Annotated in this window: 20 protein-coding genes; 11 read left to right on the forward strand and 9 right to left on the reverse strand. The window is 59.5% G+C overall.

Going from position 1 to position 19,494, the window contains the following annotated elements:
- Window positions 1–20: 20 nt before the first annotated feature.
- The 4 genes from DXC18_RS05160 to DXC18_RS05175 all read right to left on the reverse strand — a co-directional run bounded on the left by DXC18_RS05160 (window position 21) and on the right by DXC18_RS05175 (window position 3,102).
- The gene (locus DXC18_RS05160; protein ID WP_117716540.1) at window positions 21–431 is read right to left on the reverse strand and encodes an acylphosphatase; all 411 of its coding nucleotides are present in this window, start codon (window positions 429–431) and stop codon (window positions 21–23) included.
- 2 nt (window positions 432–433) lie between these two features.
- Window positions 434–1,540, reverse strand: coding sequence for a Gfo/Idh/MocA family protein (locus DXC18_RS05165; protein ID WP_117716541.1), 1,107 nt, complete (start codon window positions 1,538–1,540; stop codon window positions 434–436).
- 74 nt (window positions 1,541–1,614) lie between these two features.
- A complete protein-coding gene (gene rnhA / locus DXC18_RS05170) occupies window positions 1,615–2,100 on the reverse strand; it encodes a ribonuclease HI (protein WP_117564440.1) in 486 nt (161 codons plus the stop codon).
- 99 nt (window positions 2,101–2,199) lie between these two features.
- Complete coding sequence (locus DXC18_RS05175; RefSeq protein ID WP_117716542.1) at window positions 2,200–3,102, reverse strand: LysR family transcriptional regulator; 903 nt, start codon at window positions 3,100–3,102, stop codon at window positions 2,200–2,202.
- A 273-nt stretch (window positions 3,103–3,375) separates the two neighbouring features.
- Here DXC18_RS05175 and DXC18_RS05180 point away from each other — a divergent pair, with 273 nt between their 5' ends.
- The 3 genes from DXC18_RS05180 (at window position 3,376) to DXC18_RS05190 (ending at window position 6,169) form a co-directional block, all read left to right on the forward strand.
- The gene (locus DXC18_RS05180; protein ID WP_117716543.1) at window positions 3,376–4,686 is read left to right on the forward strand and encodes an O-acetylhomoserine aminocarboxypropyltransferase/cysteine synthase family protein; all 1,311 of its coding nucleotides are present in this window, start codon (window positions 3,376–3,378) and stop codon (window positions 4,684–4,686) included.
- Between the two features lie 312 nt (window positions 4,687–4,998).
- Window positions 4,999–5,775, forward strand: a complete 777-nt coding sequence (locus DXC18_RS05185; RefSeq protein ID WP_117716544.1) for a hypothetical protein — start codon at window positions 4,999–5,001, stop codon at window positions 5,773–5,775.
- A 187-nt stretch (window positions 5,776–5,962) separates the two neighbouring features.
- Entirely contained in the window at window positions 5,963–6,169 is a 207-nt protein-coding gene (locus tag DXC18_RS05190; protein ID WP_117716545.1) for a hypothetical protein, read from the forward strand.
- Window positions 6,170–6,276: 107 nt separating this feature from the next.
- Here the strand turns inward: DXC18_RS05190 and DXC18_RS05195 are convergent, their stop codons facing one another.
- On the reverse strand, window positions 6,277–7,191 hold the full coding sequence (locus DXC18_RS05195) for a ketopantoate reductase family protein (protein WP_233509015.1): 915 nt from the start codon (window positions 7,189–7,191) through the stop codon (window positions 6,277–6,279).
- A gap of 261 nt (window positions 7,192–7,452) precedes the next feature.
- Between DXC18_RS05195 and DXC18_RS05200 the strand changes: the two genes are divergently transcribed.
- The 5 genes from DXC18_RS05200 (at window position 7,453) to DXC18_RS05220 (ending at window position 12,855) form a co-directional block, all read left to right on the forward strand.
- Entirely contained in the window at window positions 7,453–8,640 is a 1,188-nt protein-coding gene (locus DXC18_RS05200) for an aldo/keto reductase (RefSeq protein WP_117716547.1), read from the forward strand.
- Window positions 8,641–8,737: 97 nt separating this feature from the next.
- On the forward strand, window positions 8,738–9,604 hold the full coding sequence (locus DXC18_RS05205; RefSeq protein WP_117716548.1) for a deoxyribonuclease IV: 867 nt from the start codon (window positions 8,738–8,740) through the stop codon (window positions 9,602–9,604).
- Between the two features lie 147 nt (window positions 9,605–9,751).
- Window positions 9,752–10,612, forward strand: a complete 861-nt coding sequence (locus tag DXC18_RS05210; RefSeq protein WP_117716549.1) for an ABC transporter substrate-binding protein — start codon at window positions 9,752–9,754, stop codon at window positions 10,610–10,612.
- A gap of 116 nt (window positions 10,613–10,728) precedes the next feature.
- A complete protein-coding gene (locus DXC18_RS05215; protein WP_233509016.1) occupies window positions 10,729–12,090 on the forward strand; it encodes an ABC transporter permease subunit in 1,362 nt (453 codons plus the stop codon).
- Window positions 12,091–12,102: 12 nt separating this feature from the next.
- Window positions 12,103–12,855 (forward strand): amino acid ABC transporter ATP-binding protein, encoded by a 753-nt coding sequence (locus tag DXC18_RS05220; protein ID WP_055251428.1) that lies wholly within the window; start codon window positions 12,103–12,105, stop codon window positions 12,853–12,855.
- A 114-nt stretch (window positions 12,856–12,969) separates the two neighbouring features.
- Here DXC18_RS05220 and DXC18_RS05225 read toward each other — a convergent pair whose 3' ends face one another.
- Both DXC18_RS05225 and DXC18_RS05230 read right to left on the reverse strand, forming a co-directional pair.
- The gene (locus tag DXC18_RS05225) at window positions 12,970–13,389 is read right to left on the reverse strand and encodes a flavodoxin (RefSeq protein ID WP_117716550.1); all 420 of its coding nucleotides are present in this window, start codon (window positions 13,387–13,389) and stop codon (window positions 12,970–12,972) included.
- A 46-nt stretch (window positions 13,390–13,435) separates the two neighbouring features.
- Window positions 13,436–14,140, reverse strand: coding sequence for a DUF3793 family protein (locus tag DXC18_RS05230; RefSeq protein WP_117716551.1), 705 nt, complete (start codon window positions 14,138–14,140; stop codon window positions 13,436–13,438).
- Between the two features lie 174 nt (window positions 14,141–14,314).
- On the opposite strand from DXC18_RS05230, the gene DXC18_RS05235 reads away from it, so the two are divergent.
- Window positions 14,315–14,698, forward strand: a complete 384-nt coding sequence (locus DXC18_RS05235; protein ID WP_117716552.1) for a heavy-metal-associated domain-containing protein — start codon at window positions 14,315–14,317, stop codon at window positions 14,696–14,698.
- A gap of 26 nt (window positions 14,699–14,724) precedes the next feature.
- Here DXC18_RS05235 and DXC18_RS05240 read toward each other — a convergent pair whose 3' ends face one another.
- Complete coding sequence (locus tag DXC18_RS05240) at window positions 14,725–15,147, reverse strand: hypothetical protein (protein WP_233509017.1); 423 nt, start codon at window positions 15,145–15,147, stop codon at window positions 14,725–14,727.
- Window positions 15,140–16,657, reverse strand: a complete 1,518-nt coding sequence (locus DXC18_RS05245; protein ID WP_233509018.1) for a DNA repair protein — start codon at window positions 16,655–16,657, stop codon at window positions 15,140–15,142. Before DXC18_RS05245 ends, DXC18_RS05240 begins: the two co-directional genes overlap by 8 nt.
- Before the next feature lie 172 nt (window positions 16,658–16,829).
- On the opposite strand from DXC18_RS05245, the gene DXC18_RS05250 reads away from it, so the two are divergent.
- Complete coding sequence (locus DXC18_RS05250; protein WP_117640802.1) at window positions 16,830–17,405, forward strand: iron-containing alcohol dehydrogenase; 576 nt, start codon at window positions 16,830–16,832, stop codon at window positions 17,403–17,405.
- A gap of 199 nt (window positions 17,406–17,604) precedes the next feature.
- Complete coding sequence (gene pgi / locus DXC18_RS05255; protein ID WP_117716555.1) at window positions 17,605–19,299, forward strand: glucose-6-phosphate isomerase; 1,695 nt, start codon at window positions 17,605–17,607, stop codon at window positions 19,297–19,299.
- The last annotated feature ends 195 nt before the right edge of the window (window positions 19,300–19,494 follow it).

Consider the following 19,494-nt stretch of genomic DNA (forward strand, 5'->3'; position numbering starts at 1 on the left):
ACCGTATTTAGCACACAATACTAATAACGAGGAATGAAACCGTCTTCATTGGCAAGTGGGGCTCGGGTCTGGGCGTCTACGAGGCGAAAACGCGTTCCCATGCGCTCATAGGAGGCATGAAGCGCCTCGAGATGAGACAGGATGTTTGCCGGAGCTCCCTGTATCTCCATCTCGACTGACCCGTCTTCCATGTTACTCACCCAGCCGGTGAGTGCGCGTGCCTGTGCGAGGTTGGTGTTGGTAAAGCGAAAACCAACGCCTTGGACTTGCCCCTCCCAGCGTAGGAAATAGCGCAGGGGAGTGTCTTGAGTGGCCTCGTCGCTTGCGAGCACAGTAAGCCTGCGGCGCAGCTCGAGCTCGACGTTTGATGGTTTTTGAGGCTCTCGACTGCCGACGGTGACGCTGGAGAAGAACGTATCGAAGAAGCCCATCGCTAGGCCTGCTTGACTGAATCAGCGGGGAAGGTAATGCCGGCCTGCTGGCGCACGGCATCCATGATACGCAGCGAGACAAGCGTGACATCGCGATAGTGGCCAAGCTCATGGCGCCCGGCAGGCGTTTCCCAGATCTCGTCCTTAATGCTATCGATGCCGACGATGGCGGTGATAAAGTCGGCGAGCTCGTACTCCATGGTGTTGCTCGATTTGGGAAGGTCGAGCGCGCGTCCGTTGTCGCCTTGCTCGCGCGGCGCCTCGGTCGCCGATCCGCGCACGACGTCGCCGCGATAATCGATGCGTACGTTGCGGGGCGTGGACAGATGGTCAATCTGGATGGTGCCACGCTCGCCTTCGATCTGCGAGGGCAGCAGGTCATTCGTAATTTTGGAGTGCGCGAGCTCGACGGAGATACGGCCACCGCCGTAGCTGGCGAGGACGGAACCGCAGCCGTCGATGGGGCCGTGCGTGAGCTGTCGCGTGGTGGGGTCGAGCAGGGTAGTCATGCTCGTAAGGCCGGAGGGCATGCCGAAAATCTCGACCATGGGCTCGACGGTGTAGACGCCAATGTCCATGAGGGAACCCGATGCCATATTGCAGTCGAAGATATTGGTGGCGCGTCCCGCGAGAATCTCGTTGTAGCGCGAGGAATATTTGCCAAAGCGCAATGAGGCGCGGCGGATGGGGGCAATCTCGCCCAGGGCGTCCTCGATGGCGTGGAAGGCGGGATCGTGGAGGGGACGCATGGCCTCGAGGGCTACGACACCTGCTGCCTCGGCAGCGCGGAAGACTTCCAGCGCCTGCGCTTCGGTGGCGCAGAAGGGCTTCTCGACGATGACGTGCTTGCTACCGGCGATGCAGGCAAGGGCCTGTTCGTAGTGAAGTGCGTTAGGGCTGCCGATATAGACGGCGTCGACGTCGGCGGCTGCCGCGAGCTCATCGAGTGAAGTAAAGTTTCGCTCGCCACCGCGCTCGGCGGTAAAGGCAGCACCGCGATTGGCGTCGCGTGAAAGCGTGCCCACAAACGCGGCTTGGTCGTTGGCGTTGACGACTTGGATAAAGTCGTCGGTAATCATGGATGTGCCGATGGTCGCTATACGCAGCATGTATCCCCCTCGTACCGTTCGGTTTACAGGATGAGTGTAGCGCGAGGGGAACGCAAAAGCGTGCGAAAACGCCGCTACAGGTCGCTCTCGTTAAAGCCGGTATCGATATCGAGGTTGCTGCCGTCGGCCGCCGTGGTGGCGAGCTCATCGCAGCGCTCATTGAGCTCGTGACCGGCGTGGCCCTTAACCCAGATGAATTCAACCTTGTGCTTGCTTTTGGCGGTGAGCAGGCGCTCCCACAGGTCGCGGTTCTTGACGGGCTGCTTGTTGGCGGTCTTCCACCCGCGCTTTTTCCAGCCGTCGATCCAGTGCTTGTTAAAGGCGTTGACGACGTACTGCGAATCGGAATGGACTTCGACCTCGCAGGGGCGGTTGAGTGCCTCGAGTGCCACGATGACGGCCATGAGCTCCATGCGGTTGTTGGTGGTCTTAGCGTAGCCGCGCGAGAGCTCGGAGGTGAAGGTCTTGCCGGCGGGGTTGGTATATTTGAGTACGGCGCCGTAGCCGCCGCGTCCCGGATTTGATCGGGCCGAGCCGTCGGTATAGATGATGACCTTCACGGGCTTCCTTTCGTTGAGTGCGTTTCATGTGAGTGACCATTGTAGCGCCATGCCCGCCGGGGGCTAGCAATCTATGATTTCTACCCTGTCTTCCGACGGCTAGTTGGCATGGATGATGCGGTTGAGCTCATCGAGGTATTGCTGCAAGAGGGGAGAGGGCTTGCGCTCGTCGTGCATGATGTAGCCCACGCGCATCGTCGGGGCGTCTGCCAGCGGGATCGATGCCATACCCCACTGCATTTCATTGGAGAGGACACCGGTCGACAGGGTGTAGCCGTTCGACGTGATAAGCAAGTTAGTGAGCGTTCCGCGGTCCGAGATTCGTATGTTGCGGTCGCAGGGGATATAGCTAAAAGGTTCCTCGGCGTAATAGAAGGAGTTTGAGGTTCCCTGCTCAAAGCTGTAGCGCGTATAGGGCGTGAGGTCGGCAAGGGACAGCTGAGGGCGGCGTGCGAGCGGGTGGCGCTCGCTCACGAAGACGTGGACCGTCGCGTCGAAGAGGGGATGGAAGCTTGCGCGGGCATCGGTGAAGGCCTTCTGCAGAACGCGGGCGTTAAAGTCATCCAGATACAGAATGCCGATATCGCTGCGAAACGCACGGACGTCATCGATGATCTGCGCTGTGGTGGTCTCGCGCATGATGAACTCGAACTTGCTGTCGCGGCAGCGCTCGACCACGTTGACAAAGGCCTCGACCGAAAAGGCGTAGTGCTGGGCGGAAATGGCGAGGCGGGCTTGCGGGGTGCCGCCGTCCTCGTAGCGCGCCTCGAGCATGTCGGCCTGCTCTACGACCTGGCGCGCATAGCCCAAAAGCTCGGTGCCGTCGTTGGTGAGCGTGACGCCGCGGCTGGAGCGCGTAAAGATCTCCAGATGGAGCTCCTGTTCCAGGCTTTTGACGGCGTTTGAGATATTGGACTGTGCCGTATAGAGGCGCTGGGCTGCGGCGTTGATCGATCCGGACTCTGCCACGGCGATCAAAAAGCGAAGCTGCTGGAGGGTCATTGGCGCCCGTCCTTTCGATAGCTATCTAAAAAACCGATAACAGGTTAGCGCTTTTAAGTGATTGACCCGGGGAGACGATGTTCGTACTATTCAAAACACACAAAGGCGGTAGGTAATTAAGCCGACCACGGAACCGGGATGTCAAAAGGAGGACCGCATATGAATTGCTTGCTAAGACGAATGCCGGGCTCCTGTTTGCGCCCGTCGGCGTGATCAGGAGACAGCGACTTACTTCTCTCTATTTTTTACTTTCGTTCGATCAAGGAGATCATCATGAGCCAGTTCATCAACAACCCCGAGCACACCTTTGGTTTCGATACCCTGCAGCTGCACGTTGGCCAGGAGAGCGCCGATCCCGCATCCGACTCCCGCGCCGTGCCTATCTACCAGACCACGAGCTATGTGTTTCGCAACTCCCAGCACGCCGCCGACCGCTTTGGTCTTGCCGACGCCGGTAACATCTACGGCCGTCTGACCAACTCCACCCAGGGTGTCTTCGAGGACCGTATCGCCGCACTCGAGGGTGGCGTGGCAGGTCTTGCCGTCGCCTCCGGCGCTGCTGCCATCACCTATACCCTGCAGGCGCTCGCTCAGGCCGGTGACCACGTGGTGGCTCAGAAGACCATCTACGGTGGCTCCTACAACCTGCTGGAGCATACGCTCTCCCAGTTTGGCGTCGAGACCACGTTTGTCGATGCCCATAACCTGGAAGAGGTTGAGGGTGCCATCAAGGATAACACCACGGTCATCTACCTCGAGACGCTCGGCAACCCCAACTCCGATATCCCCAACATCGACGCGATCTCCGAGATCGCCAAGAAGCACGGTCTGCCGGTTGTTGTCGACAACACCTTCGGCACCCCGTATCTGTTCCGTCCGCTGGAGCATGGTGCCAACATCGTCGTTCATTCCGCAACCAAGTTCATCGGCGGCCACGGCACCTCGCTGGGCGGCGTGATCGTCGACGGCGGTAACTTCGATTGGAAGGCGAGCGGAAAGTACGCGCAGATCGCCGAGCCCAACCCCTCCTACCATGGCGTCTCGTTTGCCGAGGCTGCCGGTCCCGCCGCCTTCGCGACCTATGTCCGCGCCATCCTACTGCGTGACGAGGGTGCCTGCATCAGCCCGTTCAACGCCTGGGTCCTGCTCCAGGGCACCGAGACTCTGTCGCTGCGCGTCGACCGCCATGTCGAGAACACCAAGAAGGTCGTTGAGTTCCTTGCCGGCGACAGCCACGTTGCCAAGGTGAATCACCCGAGCCTGCCTGAGCACCCCGATCACGAGCTCTATCAGAAGTACTTCCCCCGTGGCGGCGCCTCGATCTTTACCTTTGAGATCAAGGGCGGCCAGGAGGCTGCATGGAAGTTCATCGATCACTTGCAGGTGTTCTCGCTGCTCGCCAACGTGGCCGACGTCAAGTCGCTCGTCGTACACCCGGCTACCACCACGCACTCCCAGCTCTCTGCTGAGGAGCTCGCCGAGCAGAACATCACACCCTCCACGATCCGTCTTTCTATCGGTACCGAGAACGCCGAGGACATCATTTGGGACCTGAAGCAGGCCTTTGCCGCACTGGACGAGTAGGGCGACTTGTGCAAGGACCTCTTTCGACTCGATAGGTATAACTGCATAAAATGCCTGCTCAAGGCGTCTGCGCAAGCAATGGTTGCACAGACGCCTTTTTTGCATAGAGAGGGTGCAAAAACAGGGTTTTTGACACGCTTTATGCATTCGAGTTATGGAAAACTCCTGTTGAGAGGATGTGAGTTTTACGCAATTGACGTGCACCTTTTGAGAAAAACCGCAGGTCGCGATTTGCTCGGGGTACTATGCAGCGCGATCGAATCACACGCAGCTTAAACGCAGCAAAAACGTACTACGGAGGTTTCCAGCTACATGAGGATCGATTCACGAAAACCGAAAGCCGCCGCCCTTTCCGCCGCTCTGACCGTGGCACTTTTGGCGGGCGCCGGCGCAACTGATGCCCACGCGACGACACTATCCGATACGGTCGGATCTACGTCGTCCGAGGCGACGCTGGTGCAGCCCGTCGACTACCGCGGCGACGGTTATGGCTCTATGCAGGAGTGGAACGCCTCGATGGGGGCAAAGCGCGATTCCCTGGAGATGCGCGCTCAGATCATTATGAACATGTACGGTGACTATGCCACCGATGACGAGCGCGCTGTACTACAGGGTTGCATCGACGGTGCGGGCAGTCTTTTGACGATGGATGAGGTCGACGCCAAGTCGACCGAGCTCGACGAGCTTCGCTCCACGCTTGAGGATGCCAAGCGCGAGGCGCTCGAGGCTGCCGCAGCCGAAGCCGAGGCCGCTGAGGCCGTTCAGGCTTCGTATTACAACGCCGGCTCCGGCTCGTCTTACACGTCTGCTGCGTATTGCGCGAACGGCTCGGGTCTGACGCGCTCGAGCGGCGTCAATAACTATAACGGCCGCCGCGAGACTTATTACAGCAGCAACGTGTTGTATCACCACCGCACGGGCGAATGGACGCAGGATTCCGAGGGCTTTTGGCGCGATTCCGATGGCTACTACGTCGTTGCCGCGGGCGATAAGGCCCAGGGCTCGACTTTTACGGGCTCTAAGGGCGAGTGCAAGGTCTATGACTCCGGCTGTGCTGCCGGAACCACCGACTACTATACCGGTTGGTAATCTGCCATAAGCCAATAGGACATGACGGGCGGGCGTCTTTACCGAGCCTTTGGGCAACGTAAGGGCGTCCGTTTTTTGTGCGTGCTTGAGTTAACAGAGCGCTTACCGTGGCCGTACGCCGCGCATATGGGCGCGGGGCACACTAAGTCACGAGAAACAAAGTCGTTCTCGTGGAGGAAGTGGTCTTGTGAACGCTCGAGATATCGCCGTTGCCGCCGTTGCATTGACGCTTGGCTGCCTTGGTCCTACGGCCGCGCTCATTGCGGGCGTGCAGGGGTCATGCGGGGCTGCTCCAATCGTGGTCGGCGCGCTGATTGCGGCCGCGCTGCTGGGAAGTGCGGGTGTAGTCCTTTGTCGCGACGATGAGGGCCAGGCCTCGGAGTCGCAGCTCTGACCGTCGGGACATCGACTACTGGTTATAGATGAAGATGAAAGCCGCCGTAAGGGGAGTGCCCTTGCGGCGGCTTTGCTGTTGAGTCTGTTGACGTGGTGAGTCGGGCGCTACCAGCTTGCCTCGATATCGCGAATGCGCTGATAGAGCCATTCGTTCTGCGGTGCCTGGATATCGTGCTTGGCCGCCAGACGGCAGATGATGCCGGCGAACTCCTCGACCTCGGTTTTGCGCCGCGCGACGCGGTCTTGCGCCATCGAGGGCATGCCGGCGGGATCGATTCCTTCGATGAGGTGCACCATCTGCGTCAGGTCTGCCTCGGTCAGCTCAACGCCCTCGGCGTTGGCGACCGCAAGCGTTTCGCGCATGGCGGAAACAAGGCAGCGACGCTGCTCGGAGCCCGGCTCTGTGGCACTTCCGTACGTGCCGCCGTAGGCCATGCAGGTCTGGTTGATGCCGTCGTTGAGCATGAGTTTGGCCCACATGCGGTGCGCAATGTCGCTCTCGACGGTGTGTGCGATGCCGCAGCGCGTGTAGAGCTCGTCGATTGCGGTGATGGCTGCGGGATCCGTACCGGCCGCCGCGCCAAAGCGGATTTCGCCCGTGTTGGTAAAGGTGAGCTCTCCGTTGAGAAACACAGCGTCCATGCCCTGGCAAATACCAAGAACGGTATGCTCCCAGCCAAAGCGCTCGGCAATCTTTTGCTCGCTCGTGATGCCGTTGCACAGCGAGGCGATGAGCGTATTGGGTCCCACGACGCGCTCCATAGTCTTGAGTGCTTGGTCGAGACCGGTGGTCTTGACCGTCAGGATGACCAGATCGGCGGGCGTTGCCTTGCTGGCGCGGACGGACTTGAGCGCACAGGGCTTGCCGTTGACGGTGAGCGCATCGTTTGCGTGACGCTCAAAACGGGCGTCATCCATAACGTATTCGACGGCGTCATTGCCGAGGGCCTTGGCAATCATGCTGCCGTAGAGCAGGCCGACGCCGCCCTTGCCGATAAAGGCGATCTTGTTGATCTGCATGCGAATCATCTCCCCATATAAAAGGCGCCCGCGTAAGGGGCGCCTGATGGATTGTATGCCGCCGGACCATGCTGCGTGCACCGGATGGCCGTATTTGTTTGTTGCTCCTTTCATCGGGCTTTTTGCTGATGTTAAAGCGGTGTCGTGACGGCTCGATTTCTGCTGCGTTACGATACGTTCTCGATTGCGATTCCACGATGTTTCGGTCGCGTGACCATTGTGTTTCGTCTTGCCGGGGCGCTGATGGCGAAAGGAGGGGCCGTGCAATACCGCGTTGACCCCAAAAGTGGTAACCGAATATCTGCTCTGGGTCTGGGCTGCATGAGATTTCCCGGTGCGCCGGGACACCCCGATGCGAAGACGGCCGATGCCATCATTTCCCGTGCGGTGGAACAGGGGATTAATTATCTGGATACTGCGTATCTTTATCCCGGTAACGAGGTGTGCGTGGGCGCCTCAATTGAGCGCTTGGGGCTGCATGACCGGGTGTTGCTGGCGACTAAGTTGCCGCACGCTTCGTGCAAATGTGCGGAGGATTTCGACCGCTTTTTTGACGAGCAACTGCACCGTTTGCGGACCGACCATATCGACTACTACCTTATGCACAACATCACCTCGCCCGCCCAGTGGGAGCGCGTGGTGGCGTTGGGCATCGAGGACTGGATTGCGCACCAAAAGGCTGCGGGGCGTATTCGCAAGATAGGTTTTTCGTATCACGGCAGTGCGGCGGACTTCCTCACGATGCTTGACGCGTATGACTGGGATTTTTGCCAGATCCAGTACAACTACGCTGGAGAGCGCTACCAAGCGGGGACGGCGGGACTCATGGCGGCTGCGGAGCGCGGGCTCGCGGTGTTTGTGATGGAGCCGCTGCTGGGCGGGCGTTTAGCGGGCAAGCTGCCGCCGCGGGCCCGCGCTGTGCTCGATGGCGCCCCTGACCCGCATTTGCGCACTCCTGCCGCCTGGGGCCTTTCGTGGGTGTGGAACCATCCTCAAGTCACGATGCTGCTTTCGGGCATGACCGATACCACGCAGGTGGACGAGAACGCGGCATTGGCGGATCGCGCACTGCCGAATTCGATGACGACAGAGCAGCTCGATACCATCGCGCGTGTGCTGGGAGAGTTTGAGAAATCGAATCGCGTGCCCTGTACGGGCTGCGGCTACTGCATGCCGTGTCCCAAAGGCATCAATATCCCTGGGTGTTTCGCCGCCTACAACGCAAGCTATGCGCACAGCTGGTTTACGGGCCTGTCGCAGTATTTTACGGCGAGCGCGGTGCGGACGAGTGAGCCCAAGTTGGTGAGCAATTGCGTCAAATGCGGCAAATGCGCACGTCACTGCCCGCAGCACATCGATATTCCTGAGCGTCTCGACGATGTGCGCCGACGTTTCCAGCCTGGCCCCGTAACGGCCGCGCTTAAAGCCTTTTGCAAAACGCGTTCCTGATGCCCCTTTATAAGTTGCGGTGGAATAGTTCCTGTTTGCGGCAGAATAGGGCATCGACAGGAACTATTTCACCGCAACTGATGAGGGGGAGCTGGAGATGCTGACGATTGGGTGTCATCTTTCGACGACGAAGGGCTATCGGGCGATGGGGGAGACGGCGCTATCCATTGGCGCCAACACCTTTGCATTCTTCACGCGCAACCCGCGCGGCGGCAAGGCGAAAGATCTTGACATGGATGACGTGGCGGCCCTGCGCGAGCTTATGGAGAAAAACGACTTTGGCCCGCTTGTGGCTCATGCCCCCTATACCTACAACCCCTGTTCTGCCAAAGAGCGGGCACGCGAGTTTGCCTTGGAGGCAATGGCCGAGGACTTGCAGCGTCTGGAAGCGCTGCCCGGCAACTACTACAACTTCCACCCCGGCGCGCATGTGGGGCAGGGGACTGATGCCGGCATTCAGATGATCGTCGACACCTTGTGTCAGGTGATGTTTGAGGGGCAGCAGACGACGGTGCTGCTCGAGACCATGGCGGGAAAGGGTACCGAGGTGGGCCGTAGCTTTGAAGAGCTGGCGCGCATTATCGAGGGTGCTGCCGCCAGGCGTCCAGAGCTATCGGACAAGCTGGGCGTGTGTCTGGACACCTGCCATGTGAGCGATGCCGGCTACGACATCATCCATGATCTGGACGGCGTACTCGACGAGTTCGACCGCGTGGTGGGTATCGACCGCTTGCGTGCCGTACACATCAACGATTCGAAGAACCCCAGTGGTGCCCATAAAGATCGTCACGAGTGCATCGGCAAGGGCTACCTTGGCAGCGAGGAGTTTGGCGGCGGTATGCAGGTTATGCAGAATATTGTATCGAATGGCCGCTTGCGCGCATTGCCATTCATTTTGGAGACACCGAACGAACTTGCAGGTTATGCGGCTGAAATCAAACTGTTAAGGTCATTGCAGCAGTAATAACTGTCATAAAGTGGAGTGTTCCATTCACGTTATGGGTTTGTTTCAATCAGTTTTCTAATTGCGGATTCTTCCAAACGGGCGCATAATATCCAACAGTTTTTGCAGACCTCTGAATCAAACGGGGTCACCGGAAGGAGACTGATTATGAAGCTGAAGAAGCTTGGCGCATTTGCCGCCACGGGCGCCATGGCACTCGCCCTCGCACTGACGGGCTGCGGCTCGTCCAACGCCACCTCTGGTTTTGATGCCGGTTCCAGCAGCTCTGACGACGCTAAGGTCGAGAAGGTCGACGGCTCCAAGGAGTACGCGCTCGTCAAGGACGGTACGCTGACCGTCGGCACCTCTGCCGAGTACGCTCCGTTTGAGTACAAGGATGACAACGGCGATTATCAGGGCTTTGACCTTGAGCTTATCAAGGCTATCGGCGACAAGCTGGGCCTGGATGTCGAGTACGTCAACAATGACTTTGACACGCTGGTTCCGGGTGTCGCTTCGGGCGCCAAGTATGACGTTTCCATCGCGGCTATCACCGACACGCCCGAGCGTGAGAAGGAAGTCACTTTCTCCGATTCCTACTACATGGACGATCAGGCTATCGTGACCAAGGTCGATAACACCGACATCACGGCCGACAACTACAGCGAGAAGCTCAACAACGCCGACGCTACCATCATCGTCCAGTCTGGATCGACCGCCGAGGCCTTTGCTCAGGAAAACTTCCCCAAGGCTAAGATCGTTCCCTACAAGGACGCCACCGAGTGCTTCAGCGCCCTGCAGTCCGATAAGGGCGATGCCGTAGTCACCAACCGCTCCGTTGCCAGCCAGCTGACCGCCGAGCAGTTCAACACCTGCCAGACCATCAAGCAGGTCAGCACCGGCGAGGAGTACGCCATCGCCATCAACCAGGGCAACACCAAGCTCAAGGACGACATCAACCAGGCCATCAAGGACCTGACCGACGACGGTACCGTTGACGCCCTCATGGCTAAGTACAACATCAAGTAAATTAATGCTTGATTACGCGCGGGCCCTTTCCGTTTTGCGGAGAGGGCCTTTGCGCCTCTCTTGACGGAGAGCGTTTCCGTCTCGTTTTGTCGGCAACTTCTACGATAGGAGCCACCTTGTCTCGACTGAACAAAGGGGCCACGGAGCAGCGTTTTTCACTGCCCGCCTTGCTCCAAAAGCTATCCTGCGTCATGGCCGTGGCGCTCGCGCTGGTGTGCGCGGGGGCATATGCGCCCACGACCGCCCAGGCGCTTGAGACCGCAAAGATTACTGCCCGACCCAACACCGGTTCGGGCAGCGCTGTGGTCGGCGGCACCGAGACGCGCATTACCTGGGAAGTTCAGGCCGATGCCGACGAGGAGCTGAGCGGTCTTTCGCTGACGTTTGTCGACGGCACGACGTTTGGTACCGATGACACGCGATTGACGATGCTCTCGGGCGAGGACCTCATGGATCGTACGCCCATGAAGCCCACGTGCAAGGCTGACGGCCAGACGCTCAAGATCGACTTTGGCGAGACGGCGCCTGCCGGAGGCTTTTTCCGTGTCGAGGTTTACGGCGTGACGTTTCCCGTCGAGGGCGGCGATGAGGCCTTCAGCGGCACCTATACGCTCGCCGACGATTCGACCAAGAAGATTTCTAAGATTCCTTCCGTCGAGATTAAGGGCGTGACGGCATTCGATAACTTCCTGGCCGACCTTAAGGAGCAGCCGTGGGTCGAGGCATGGAATTCCAACATGTTCCTTCGCCTGTTCCTGAACCCGGTCATTTTGGTCCAGAGCCTGCCGATCGTCTTCAAAGGCTTCCTCATGTCGCTCTCGATCGTGCTCGTGGCGTTTCCGCTGGCAATTCCCTTTGGCTTTGCCTTGTCGCTCATGCGCATCTCCAAGTCGCGCATCCTGCGTTGCCTTGCCGGCATCTATGTGAATATCATCCGCGGTACGCCGGCGTTCCTGCAGATCTACATCGCGTTCTTCTGTCTGCCGCTGGCCGGCGTCAAGGTTGACGACTATGTGCTGGGCGTCATCGTCATGGCCATGAACTCGTCCGCCTACCTGTGCGAGATCTTCCGCGCCGGTATTCAGTCGATCCCCAAGGGCCAGAACGAGGCCGCGCGCTCGCTGGGCATGAACGCCTTCCAGACGCTGCTCTACGTTATGATTCCGCAGACGTTCCGCAATGTCCTGCCTACGCTGACCAGTGAGTTCATCCTGCTTTACAAGGATACGTCGCTGCTCGCGGCCGTGGGCGTGGTCGAGATCGTCATGAACGCCCGTACCATCGTGGCCACGACGGGTTCCATTACGCCGTATGTGGTTGCCGCCCTGTTCTACCTGGTCATCACCCTGCCGCTTGCTCGCTTGGTGAGCGGTCTTGAGGCGAGGCTTCTGGGGACGGCCGAAACCAAGAAGAAGCGTCCCGCCAAGAGCGCTGGACAGGTCGTCGCGACGCCCGCCGACCACATCGCCGGTCTGTAAGGAGGTCCTATCATGAGCGAAACCAATAACTCGAACGAGGTCGTCGTCAGCATCAAGAACCTCCAGAAGGCCTTCGGCGATAACGTGGTCCTGCGCGATATCGATCTGGATGTGCACAAGGGCGAGGTCGTCGTAGTCCTGGGTCCTTCGGGCTCGGGCAAGTCGACGATGCTTCGCTGCATCAATCGTCTGGAGCATCCCACGAGCGGCTCGATCGTCGTTGAGGGCGTGGACGTTTGCGCCAAGGGCGTCGACCTTAACAAGGTACGTACGCATCTGGGTATGGTGTTCCAGCAGTTCAATTTGTTCCCGCACCTGTCAGTCAAAAAGAACGTCATGCTTGCGCAGCAAAAGGTACTCAAGCGCAGCAAGGAAGAGGCCGAGAAGATTGCCGTTGAGGAGCTGACCAAGGTTGGTCTTGCCGAGCGCATCGACTTTATGCCGAGTCAGCTTTCGGGCGGCCAGCAGCAGCGCGTGGCCATCGCCCGCGCCCTGTCGATGAATCCGCACGTGATGCTCTTTGACGAGGCCACGTCGGCACTCGACCCCGAGCTTGTCCGCGACGTCCTTGGCGTTATGCGCGATCTGGCCCGCGACGGCATGACCATGATCGTCGTGACGCACGAGATGGGCTTTGCCCGCGACGTTGCCGATCGCGTCGTCTTTATGGACGGCGGCGTTATCGTGGAAGAGGGCACGCCGAGTGAGGTCTTCGACCATCCCAAGAGCGAGCGCACCAAGGCGTTTTTGGGCAATATCTCATAGTCGGTTAACGCAATTTGCGTTACAGGAAACGGGGACTGGATGTGATCCAGCCCCCGTTTTTGTTAGGACACGTATGCGTATTGTCGTGACTCGGCTTTGTCGGCCCGTGGCGTGTTAAGCCAGCTCAGCTCCGAGGGCGCGACAGGCGGCCTCGCCCTCATCGTCGGGCGCATCGTAGCAAATAACGGAATCGACGACGTTGACACCTGCCTCGTCGGCGTCTGCCTTCCAGTTGTCCATCCATTCGCCCTCGGCCCACGAGTAGGAACCAAAAAGGACGACCTTCTTATCGCCGAGGACTTCCTTGACTTCGTCCCACATCGGCTGGAACTCGTCGTACTCAAGCTCTTCGGAGCCCATGGCGGGACAGCCGAAAGCGATAGCGTCATAGTTGGCGACCTTGTCGGCGGAGAAGTCGGCGCAGGAGATGACCTCTGCCTCGGCGCCGGCACCGGTTGCGCCCTCGGCAACGAAGTTTGCCATGGCCTCGGTGTTACCCGTGCCGCTCCAGTACACGACTGCGATCTTGCTCATATGTTTTCCTTTCGGTTGTGCGGCGTGCGGCCGCGTTTTGTATGCTCTATCGGGTTGCCTGGACAAGTTGTCCCAGGGTGCAGCCCTGTTGATAGATGTAGGTGAGGTATTGCGTGCATGCGCGATAGGAATCGAAGGTCGTGAGCGCCTGCTCAACGTTTGTGTATACCTTCCATGCGCCAAAGACCTTATAGTTTTCGCCGCGCTGGACGATAAACTGATGGACATCTTCGTAGGGATAGCCCAAAAAATAGCCAATTTCGTGGGGGAACTCGCACATGCACCCCGTATCGCAGTGCCTATTTCGCGCGAGTGCGCAGACGTTGCCGTCATAGGCGCTTTCTGCGGCATTGCTGCTTGCCAGCGTGATGCGCGCGGCGAGATGCACCAGGGACGCGGACAGGTTGTGGACATCGTAACCTTCGGCGGCAAGTGCCGTCGTAGCGCGGGGGTCGGAGAGGTATCGCATGAGGTCCGCAGGGCGGTACACATAGATGAGCGCTCCGCAGGGGCGCCAGACCAAAACGCTCATGTGGATCCCGAGTGGCTGGAGCTCGCGGTTGCATTGGGCTATGACGGCGAGCAGGCGAGAGCGTCGCTCTTCGATATGGGCGGCGCCGGATTTTCCGTTTTGGTTGGCGTAAACGCCGGGATAGGTAAAGAGCGAAGCCGGCTTGATACCTGCGAGCGTAGGGGAGCAGTTGCGCACGACAGCCGTTTGGTATGTTGGGATGTCAATGGTTCGAGTCACGGCGCTCCTTACGGATCTAAACTGTTAGCCTAGGAAAACTTATACACGAAAGTAAGCCCTGGTCAACTAAAAAGTAAGAAAAGGGAAACTAATTGATCGAACGGACATGGTTTTGGGTTAAGATGGGGACACCCCATGGGGGTATCTAGATAGGGCTACTTGAAAGGGGAACGCATGAGTGACTTGCTCAACCCTGCGAATCTCATCGTGCTGGCCGTCATTGCCGTCGGCATGTTTTTTGGACTGCGTCGCATTGCCGCTTCGACACACGGGAAGAGTTGTTGCAGCGATGGTGCGAGCGGCAAGAAGGCCAAAAAGGTTGTTGTGACGGATACCGATGCGTCACACTATCCCTATAGCGATGAGCTGCTCATCGGCGGCATGAGCTGTGACGGCTGCGCTCAGAACGTAGCCAATGCCCTCAATGCGCTGGATGGCGTGTGGGCAACGGTGACGTATGCGGACCACACGGCACGCGTGCGCTCTAAGCGTCCGGTTGATCGCGGTGTCCTCGAGACGGCCGTGAAAGACGCGGGCTACTACGTCATGACGTTGTAAGCGCCGCCCTGGATGCGCTTCCTTGGCTAGGCTCGTCCGCGCAGTTCGATGTCTTGGATGTCGTCGAAGTCGATGGCGATATCCTTGAGCTTGAGCAGTTTGAAGGCGGGGAGCACTTCGTCAAGGATGCCCGTGCGAGCGCGATAGCCGTACGTGTCGTAATAGGTGACGCGGACCAGGTCGCCACGTTTGAGGCCCTCGAGCTTTTTCGAAAGCTCGAGGGCTTTTTCTTCCGTGAGCTCGCATTTGGGCTCGGCGGTGATTTCTTGCTTACGTACGAGCTCGTAGTATCCCGTGAGGGCGGCAAAGGGCATAAACTGCGCGGCGCGTCCGGCGCGAACGGCGCCGTTGGCGGTGAGCTTGGGATCGGCGGCGCGATGCCTTCCCTCGGGGTCCGCCAGGCGCTCGAAGGCGGTGGGTGGGCGCATAGGTTGCTTGGGTTTAGGCACGGTGTCCTCCTACCTGGTCGTTGCGTTCGCGTGCAGTGGCGCCGGCGGTAAAGCTCAATCCTTTAACTAGGGCGTTCTTGCCGTATTTGCCTTTCACGGCCAACACGGCGCGTGCCAGGTCGCGCTCGCGCTCATCGGCCTCGACATCGCTGAACAGATCGACGGTGGCAAATTCCTCGGGCATGAGGTTGCCAAAACCCAGGTTGATGCGCTTGACCGGTCGTTTAGGATCGACCGTCTGCGCCCAGAGCTCATCGAAATAGCCCATGATCTTCTTAAATGAATTGGTGCGCTCGGGCAGTTTTCGCGAGGCGTTGGAGTGCGCGAAGAGCGCGGCATAGCCGCCACGTGGTTTGCCGCCATGCTCTCCCACAAAGATGCCATCGATTGCCTGTGCCTCGCGCACCAGACGGCGTCGTTCGTCATCGCGCTGGACGGGCTTGGGCGCACGGGGAGCGAGTTCGGGACCGGCGGTCGCGGCGGGTTCGATGCTCGACGTGCTCGAGCGCAGGTGTCCGCATCCGTCCACATATTGCGCTGTGCCGCTGGCATCGAGTCGGCGTATGTCGGCTCGCTCGCTCGCGTAGCCAACAAACAGCGAGATACTGTCACACACCACGTGCTTATCGACCAAGTCCAGCACGGCGTTGTCGACCATCTCGCGCAAGACGGTATAGGCCTGCTCGTAGGCATAGCCCTTCGAGAGCACCTGCCCTGTGGTAGTTGAGGTCGCCTGCGGGCGATAGACTTGGATATCGGCGATGGTTGTCGGCTCTCGCCCGAAGGCGTGGTCGATGAGATACTCGGCATTGACGCCGAGCTCGTCATAGAGCAGGTTTTCGTCGAGCGCGGCGACGCCCATCAGGTCGTAGACGCCGTACTTTTCGAGCCGCGCCGCCACGCCGGGGCCTATGCCCCAGATGTCGGTGATGGGACGATGGGGCCAGATTTCCTTGCGAAAGGTCTCGTCGTCGAGCATGCCGATGCGGCTGGGTACGTGCTTGGCGGTAATGTCGAGCGCCACCTTGGCCTGGAATAGGTTGGGGCCGATGCCGACAGTTGCCGTGATGCCGGTGCGCGCGAGGACCTCGTCGCGTAGCATGCAGGCGAACCCTTCGGCATTGGTGTGGTAGAGGTCTAGATAGGGCGTCACGTCGATAAAGCATTCGTCGATTGAATAGACGTGAATGTCTTGCGGGCTCACGTATTCCAGATAGATGCCGTAGATTTGCGCCGACACCTCCATGTAGTGCTGCATGCGCGGCACGGCCTTGATGTAGTCGATGCCGTCGGGTATCTCGAACAGACGGCAGCGGTTGTGGATGCCGAGGTCCTTCATGGCTTGTGTGATGGCGAGGCAGATGGTCGTGCGTCCGCGCGATTCGTCGGCAACGACCAGGCACGTAGTGAGTGGGTCGAGTCCGCGGTCGACGCACTCGACGCTGGCGTAGAACGTCTTAAGGTCGATGCAGATATAGGTGTGACGCTCGTGCCCCACGCGTCCTCCCATCAAACACATGTTCTTATCGAATACATGTTCGATAATACCCGCTTGCGCGGACATCGTCAAAACCTGCCAAAAAGGGACTGGTTTGTTTTGGTAGGTATGGTCGTGCGGCTGGATCGGGTTTTAACGCAGCTCTAAAGAGCGCGAAACAGCTCGGAAAAGCTCGCTTCGTAGCATGAGGCTAACGATTGATACCACCATAAAGCACGGAAGGGTTGTGGGGATAATGGTCAACTATGGGTTTGGTATGCCGACGCGCTTGGTTGCGGATGGGGATGTGGCTCGCTGGTGCGGGCGATTGGTTGCCCACTATGGCGGCACCAAGGCACTGGTCGTGCTGGGAGGCGACAAGCACACGCGTGATGAGCTCGTTTCGGCGGCGCTGGGCTCGCTCGATCGCGCCCTGCTCGAGCGCGTGCTTTTCCGCTGCGGCTCGGTTGAAGGCGACGGAGGAGACGAGCTGATCGACGAAGCCGTGGCCCTGGCGACCGACGAAGGCGTGGACTTTGTCTTGGCGATTGGCGATGCCGATACTGCCGGCTTTGCGCGCGAGCTCGCCCGTCGCATGGCGGCGCTCGATGTCGGCGAAGACGGTTTTGTCCCTTATGGATGTATCGTCTCGGAGGGCAAGGTGCCTGCCGTCGTGGGGGCCGGCGAGGTTCCCGTTTTTGCCATCATCGCGCCCGAACTGCTGGAGGGCATCGGGTCTCCTCTGCGTGAGTTGCTCGGTAGCGTCTGCGCTGCGGCCTAATATTTGGCATAAAGGGATAGGTTATTTTTGATTGGTAAAGCGTTTGACCTGCCAAATTAAACCTGTCCCTTTTTGGTCGGTTGCCGTTTGGGGGCCGATTGGCAACGCTCGCTGATTATAGTCTTGACCTGCGCTAGAATAGTGGCATCTGAATGTCCGGGCGCATGGAGGCGTGCGCCCGTATGCTGAGGAGGACTCTATGGCAACTGTTGCCGCACCTATCGATGCTACGTCGACTGCCGCTTGGAAGGCGCTCGAGGCCCATCAGGAGAAGCTCGAGGCCGAGGGTATCGACCTCAAGGCCTGGTTCGCCGCCGATGCCGAGCGCGTGAACAAGCTGAGCTTTGACGCCGGTGACCTGCACTTCGACCTGTCCAAGAACCTGGTGACTGATGAGACCGTCAAGCTGCTGTGCGATCTTGCCCGCGAGGTGAAGCTCGAGGAGCGCCGCGACGCCATGTTCTCCGGCGAGCACATCAACACCACCGAGGACCGCGCCGTCCTGCACACCGCGCTGCGCCGTCCGGCAAGCGAGAAAGGCCAGCTTATCGTCGACGGCCAGGATGTCGTCGCCGACGTGCACGAGGTCCTCGATCGCATGTATGCCTTCGCCGAGCGCGTGCGCTCCGGTGAGTGGAAGGGCGTTACCGGCAAGAAGATTGAGCACCTGGTGTCCATCGGCATCGGCGGCTCCGATCTGGGCCCGGTCATGGCTTACGAGGCCCTGCGTCCCTATGCCGACGCCGGTATCGACTGCCGCTATATCTCCAACATCGACCCCAACGACCAGGCCGAGAAGCTCAAGGGTTTGGATCCCGAGACCACGCTCGTGATCATCGTCTCTAAGACCTTCACCACGCTCGAGACCCTCACCAACGCCCGCGAGGTCAAGACCTGGATGCTCGAGCAGCTCAAGGCTCAGGGCGCCATCGATGGCTCCGATGAGCAGAACGCCGAGGCTGTGGCAAAGCACTTCGTCGCCGTTTCCAACGCACTCGAGAAGGTCGAGGCTTTCGGTATCGACCCGGCTAACGCCTTTGGTTTCTGGAACTGGGTCGGCGGCCGCTACTCCGTCGACTCCGCCGTGGGCCTGTCGCTGATCGTCGTGCTCGGCCCCGAGCGTTTCCAGCAGTTCCTTGAGGGCTTCCACGCCATCGACGAGTACTTCTGCAACACGCCGCTCGAGAACAATGCCGTCGCGCTGATGGGTTTGTTCAACGTCTGGTACGTCAACTTCTTCGGTTCCAAGAGCCACGCCGTGCTTCCGTACTGCCAGTATCTGCACCGTTTCCCGGCCTACCTGCAGCAGCTCACCATGGAGTCCAACGGCAAGCATGTCCGCTGGGACGGCAGCGCTGTGACCTCCGATACCGGCGAGATCTTCTGGGGCGAGCCCGGCACCAACGGTCAGCACGCCTTCTACCAGCTGCTGCACCAGGGCACCGTGGTGGTCCCGGCCGATTTCATCGCCTTTGCCAATACCGCCAACCCTGCGACCGACAGCGGTCAGGACGTGCACGAGCTGTTCCTGGGCAACTTCCTGGCCCAGACCAAGGCGCTCGCCTTTGGTAAGACGGCCGATGAGGTGCGTGCCGAGGGCACGCCCGAGCAGATCGTCCCGGCCCGCTGCTTTGAGGGCAACCGTCCGACGACCTCGATTTTTGGCGACACGCTGACCCCGTTCGCGCTTGGTGAGCTCATCGCCCTGTACGAGCACATCACGTTTGTCGAGGGCACGGTCTGGGGCATCGACTCCTACGACCAGTGGGGCGTCGAGCTTGGCAAGCAGCTTGCCAAGCAGATCACCCCGGCCTTCCACGACGACGCCGCCAAGGCCGAACAGGACGCTTCGACCCAGGCGCTCATCGAGTTCTACCGAGCTCACCGCAAGTAGGATTCGCTGCGAAAACTAACGCATAGCCGACAAGGGCCCGTATCCGTTGGGATGCGGGCCCTTTGCTATTTGGATAGGATGGAATGTATCGGGAGGCGCCTCGACGGGCATCGCAATCGTCGAAGGCGCGCCGTTCATGTTTGGGACAATATGACATTTTTCCCGTTGCAAACAACGCCGCCGTGGGTGTTCTGT

Source organism: Collinsella sp. OM08-14AT (genome assembly GCF_003438115.1).
Classification (GTDB): Bacteria; Actinomycetota; Coriobacteriia; order Coriobacteriales; family Coriobacteriaceae; genus Collinsella.